Source organism: Streptacidiphilus carbonis, assembly GCF_000787775.1.
In the GTDB taxonomy this organism is placed as follows: domain Bacteria; phylum Actinomycetota; class Actinomycetes; order Streptomycetales; family Streptomycetaceae; genus Streptacidiphilus; species Streptacidiphilus carbonis.
In genome coordinates this window covers 1-4,626 of sequence record NZ_BBPM01000048.1, presented here as the reverse complement: position 1 = coordinate 4,626, position 4,626 = coordinate 1, and the positions used below count along the sequence as shown (strand labels likewise).

Sequence of the window (4,626 nt, the reverse complement as noted above, 5' to 3'; positions counted from 1 at the left end):
GTGCACCCGGGCTGCGGCTCAGTGCACCGACAGCCCGCCGTCGACGAAGACCGACTGGCCGGTGACATAGGCGGAGGCGCGGCTCGCCAGGAACACCGCCGCGCCGGCGAAGTCCTCGGCCAGGCCGTTGCGGCCGACCATCGTGCGGGCGGCCAGCGCCGCGACCTTCTCCGGGTCGTCGGCCAGCCGGGCGTTGAGCGGGGTCATCACAAAGCCGGGCACCAGCGTGTTGCAGGTGACGCCGGACGGGGACCAGGCCTCGGCCTGGGAGCGGGCCAGCGACTCCAGGCCGCCCTTGGAGACCCCGTAGGCGCCGCTCTGGACGAAGGCGCGGTGGGCCTGCTGGGAGGTGACGTGGATGATCCGGCCGAAGCCGCGCCGGGCCATCCCCGGGCCGAAGCGCTGCCCCAGCAGGAACGGCGCCTCCAGGTTCACCGCCATGGTGGCCGTCCAGACGTCCTCACCCAGCTCGTCCATCGGAGGCCGAAGGTTGACCCCGGCGCAGTTCACCAGGATGTCGGGTTCCCCGAAGACCGACACCGCCTCCTCGGCCGCCTTCCGCACGCCCTCGCGGCTGCCCAGGTCGGCGCTGACCCAGGCCGCGCGGCAGCCGTCGGCAGTCAGCTCGTCGACGGTGGCAGCCAGTGCCGCCTCGCCGCGGGCGACCACGACCACGCTCGCGCCCGCTCGGGCCAGGGCGCCGGCGACGGCCCGGCCGATGCCGGAGCTGCCGCCGGTGACCAGGGCGGTCGTGCCGTCGAGCGAGAACAGTTCGGAGAGGTAGGACTGATCGATCATGCACGCACCTTAGACGACGCCGCTGCGGCCCCGAGCGGCCGGGAAGGGGCGGCCGGGGATACCGTTCGTGTGCGAGAGTGTCAGCAGTCAAGTCGTTGAACGGAGTTCGACGTGTCCGGGATCCTGATCATCGGCGGCGGCATCGCCGGCACCGCTGCCGCGCTGGCCCTGCACAAGGCCGGCTTCGAGGCCACCGTCCACGAGGCGTATCCGCACGGCGCCGAGGACATCGGCGCCTTCCTCACCCTGGCCGACAACGGCATGCGCGCCCTGGCGCAGCTGGACGCGGCCGAGGCCGTCGCCGACACCGGCTTCCCGCTGACGGCCATGCGGGTCATCGACGCCGCCGGCGCCGAGGTCGCGGCCGTCCCGCTGGGGGATCCGGCCTCGCCGCTGACCAGCTACCGCTGCCTGCTGCGCAGCGAGTTGAACCGGGTGCTGCAGGCCGAGGCGCGCCGTCGCGGCATCGTGGTCCGGCACTCGGCCCGGCTGGTGGGCCTGGCCGAGGACGCGGACGGGGTTACCGCGAGCTTCGCCGATGGGAGCAGCGCCGAAGGCAGCCTGCTGATCGGCGCCGACGGGCTGAACTCCACCGTCCGCACGCTGCTGCACCCCGGCGGTCCCGAGCCGCGCTACGCCGGCCAGCGCGTCTTCTACGGCTACAGCCCCGGCGCCCGTCCCGAGGACGCGACGGAGCGCATCACCATGATCCGCAGCGACACCGCGGCGTTCGGCTACGCGGTGTCGCCCAAGGACGAGACCTTCTGGTTCGCCCGGGTCAGCGGCGGTCCCGCCTCGGCCGCGGAACTCGCCGCCGGCACCGTGGCCCAGTGGCGCGGGGAGCTGGTGTCCAGGCTGCGCCGGGACGACACCCCGGCAGCGGACATCGTCGCCGCCACCGGGGACCGGCTGATGCTGACCAATGCCTGCGACCTGCCGGTCGGCACGCCCTGGCACACCCCCACCGGTCGCGCGCTGATCATCGGCGACGCCGCCCACGCGGCCTCCCCGGCGACCGGCCAGGGCGCCTCGATGGCACTGGAGGACGCCGTGGTGCTGGCCAAGGCACTGCGCGACCTGCCGTCGACCACTGCCGCGCTCGCCGCTTACCAGCGGCACCGCCGCCCGCGCGTGGAGCAGAACATCACCACCAGCGCCCGGATCACAGCGGGCGCGGCCCCGGCCCCGGCCGCAGCCCCGCCGGGCCCGCCGCAGCAGCGCGACTCCGCGAACCCGGTCTCCCGGGTCCAGGAGCAGCTGGTTCGCCAACTCGACTGGGACACAACGCTGCTGTCCTGCTGACCGGCAACCGCGGGCGTCCACCGTGCCTGAGTTCCCGGACGCGTTCCAGCCCGGCGACGAGAGCTGCGCAGCCAGGGCCCAGTGGCTCCTCCATCGGTCGGCGGTCCGTCGCCGACAGGCCGTCATCCGGGCTGTGACCAGGCCGGATTGTCAGTGGTGCGCGCGACAATGGAGAGCGAGAGAACAGCTGTTCCAGCCATTGGAGGCCACGTTGAAGACCGACATCGGCACCGCCAGGCACTTCCTGCCGCCCAACACCCCCAGCGAGGTGTGCCACGAGTTCAACCGGTCCGCGCTCACGGCCACCATCGCCGCCCGGGCCGTCGCCCTGGGGCTGAGCTCGGACCTGTCGGACGTTCAGATGGCCGGGCTCGCCCAGTTGGTGCGGGACAAGAAGCAGTCCCGTCCACTGTCCCCGGAGACCAAGGCTGCGGTCCGGGCCGCGCTGCGCCCGGCGCTCTCGGCCGAGAACGACCCGCAGCAGGTCGCCGCGGCGGTGTTCAGCTCGCTGCCGGGGACACCGGTACGGGTCAGGGACAGCGCTGGGCGGGAGTACTTCCTGGTCGCAGTCCCGGCGTAACCACCCTGGGGCCTCCACCGCGCACCGGCGGAGGCCCCCTCCTCCCGCGTCCGCGCGGGGAACAGCCGCGAACCCGGGCTGGTTGTCCGCAGGAGTCGGCCGCCGGGGTCGGCGCGGACGAGAGGAGCGGGTCATGGGTGCAAATGCGGGCGTTTCGCGGGGCACGGTCGGGGTGTGGCGGCACAGCGACGGACTGCCGCCCGAACTCGCGGTGGAGCTGGAGCGGCTGGGCTACGGGCGGATCTGGATCGGCGGCTCGCCGGACGGCAGCCTGGACTCGGCCGAGCGGCTGCTCGACGCGACCTCGACCATCGGCGTGGCCACCGGGATCGTCAACATCTGGCAGGACGACGCCCACAAGGTCGCGGCCTCGTTCCACCGGCTGGAAGAGCGGCACCCGGGCCGGTTCCTGCTCGGCGTCGGCGCCGGCCACCGCGAGCACGCCGACCGCTACACCAAGCCCTATGAGGCCCTGGTCGCCTACCTGGACGTGCTGGACGCCGAAGGCGTCCCGCAGGACCGCCGGGTGCTGGCGGCGCTGGGCCCCCGGGTGCTGCGACTGGCTGCGGACCGGGCCCGGGGCGCCCACCCCTACCTGGTCACCCCTGAGCACACCCGGCAGGCCAGGGAGATCCTGGGCAAGGACGCGCTGCTCGCACCCGAGCAGAAGGTGGTCCTGGAGCCGGACCCGGAGCGGGCCAGGGCCATCGGCCGCCCGCGGGTCTCGTCCCCCTACCTGGGCCTGGCCAACTATGTCGCCAGCCTGCGCCGCCTGGGCTGGAGCGACGCGGACCTGGCCGACGACGGCAGCGACGCCCTGATCGACGCACTCGCGGTGCACGGCACCTCGGAGCGGGTGGCCCAGGGCGTCCGGGCCCACCTGGAGGCGGGGGCCGACGAGGTCGCCGTCCAACTCCTCACCCGTGAGGGCGAGTTGCCCGATGCCGGATTCCGGGAGCTGGCCGCGGCGCTCTGGGGCTGACCGCACCGGGGCCGAGGTCGGCCGGGCTCGCGCCGGGTGCTCAGGGGCGCTGCTCGCCGTGCAGACGCAGTGTGTCGGGTGCGGGCAGCTGCTGCTGGAGCTTCAGCAGGGCGGCGGCCTGGCCGACCCGCAGGCGCTCCACGCTCTCGCGGTAGCCGTCGTCGATCGTCCGGGCATGGTCCAGCCACTTCGCCTCCACGGCGGCCACGGCCGCCGCGTGCACGGCCTCCAGACGGGCGACGGTCTGCCGGAACAGCTCCTGTTCCTCGGCGGAGACCCGGCGCTCCTGGGCCGACACCGCGAGGGCCTGCTCCACCAGCCCACGGCAGGCCCTCAGCCTGCGCCGGTGGAGCAGGCTGAACAACGGCCACTGCACCACGGCGAGCGCCAGCACGGCGATGACGACGGCGACCATGCCGACCCCCCTCGGAGACCTGTGGATGGGGTGGGGAGAGCCTCAGCGTTCGGACTGCGGGCCCAGGACGGGCTTGAGGTCAAGGACGGGGGTGCCGTCCAGCGCCTCCAGGTTCCGTACCAGTATCCGGAGGCCGTCGATGGAGACGATCTCGATCCGGTGCAGCCCGATCGGGTTGGGCCGATCGGGTGAGCGGGTGCTGAAGACCCCGGTTTCCGGCCGCGATCCGTCGCCGCGGGGGCGCACTGTGAGGACGTCCCGGTCGGCCCGGTCGAGCCAGGTCAGCAGGATCGCCGAGGCCCCCGGCCGCAGGTCGCGCAGGCCCTCCCGCACGCTCTCCTCGAACACCAGCCAGGCGTCCGGCGCGCCCTCATCGCCTTGCCGGGGCGCGCGGGACCTGTCCTCAAGCGGGGACTCGACCCGCCCGACCGGGCGCAGCACGAAGGTGTCGTCGTTCAACGCGCTCTGTCCCTTCGACGGCGGGCAACGGCCTCACGGTAGCGGACTTCGGGTGCGGCTTGTGCATGGTTGGTCGCGCAGTTCCTCGCG

At 73.7% G+C, this 4,626-nt stretch carries 6 protein-coding genes; 3 read left to right on the top strand and 3 right to left on the bottom strand.

Features of this window, described 5'->3' with window-relative positions; translation table 11 throughout:
* Window positions 1–18: 18 nt before the first annotated feature.
* Window positions 19–798, bottom strand: a complete 780-nt coding sequence (locus TR46_RS28665) for an SDR family NAD(P)-dependent oxidoreductase (protein ID WP_042406820.1) — start codon at window positions 796–798, stop codon at window positions 19–21.
* 111 nt (window positions 799–909) lie between these two features.
* On the opposite strand from TR46_RS28665, the gene TR46_RS28660 reads away from it, so the two are divergent.
* From TR46_RS28660 to TR46_RS28650, 3 genes are all read left to right on the top strand, one after another.
* On the top strand, window positions 910–2,100 hold the full coding sequence (locus TR46_RS28660) for an FAD-dependent monooxygenase (protein WP_042406817.1): 1,191 nt from the start codon (window positions 910–912) through the stop codon (window positions 2,098–2,100).
* A 211-nt stretch (window positions 2,101–2,311) separates the two neighbouring features.
* Window positions 2,312–2,680, top strand: a complete 369-nt coding sequence (locus TR46_RS28655; RefSeq protein WP_042406815.1) for a hypothetical protein — start codon at window positions 2,312–2,314, stop codon at window positions 2,678–2,680.
* Between the two features lie 133 nt (window positions 2,681–2,813).
* Window positions 2,814–3,662, top strand: coding sequence for an LLM class F420-dependent oxidoreductase (locus TR46_RS28650; RefSeq protein WP_042406812.1), 849 nt, complete (start codon window positions 2,814–2,816; stop codon window positions 3,660–3,662).
* A gap of 40 nt (window positions 3,663–3,702) precedes the next feature.
* On the opposite strand, the gene TR46_RS28645 is transcribed toward TR46_RS28650, so the two are convergent.
* Both TR46_RS28645 and tsaA read right to left on the bottom strand, forming a co-directional pair.
* On the bottom strand, window positions 3,703–4,077 hold the full coding sequence (locus TR46_RS28645; protein ID WP_042406808.1) for a hypothetical protein: 375 nt from the start codon (window positions 4,075–4,077) through the stop codon (window positions 3,703–3,705).
* A 42-nt stretch (window positions 4,078–4,119) separates the two neighbouring features.
* Window positions 4,120–4,536, bottom strand: coding sequence for a tRNA (N6-threonylcarbamoyladenosine(37)-N6)-methyltransferase TrmO (gene tsaA / locus TR46_RS28640; protein ID WP_201776460.1), 417 nt, complete (start codon window positions 4,534–4,536; stop codon window positions 4,120–4,122).
* Between the last annotated feature and the right edge of the window lie 90 nt (window positions 4,537–4,626).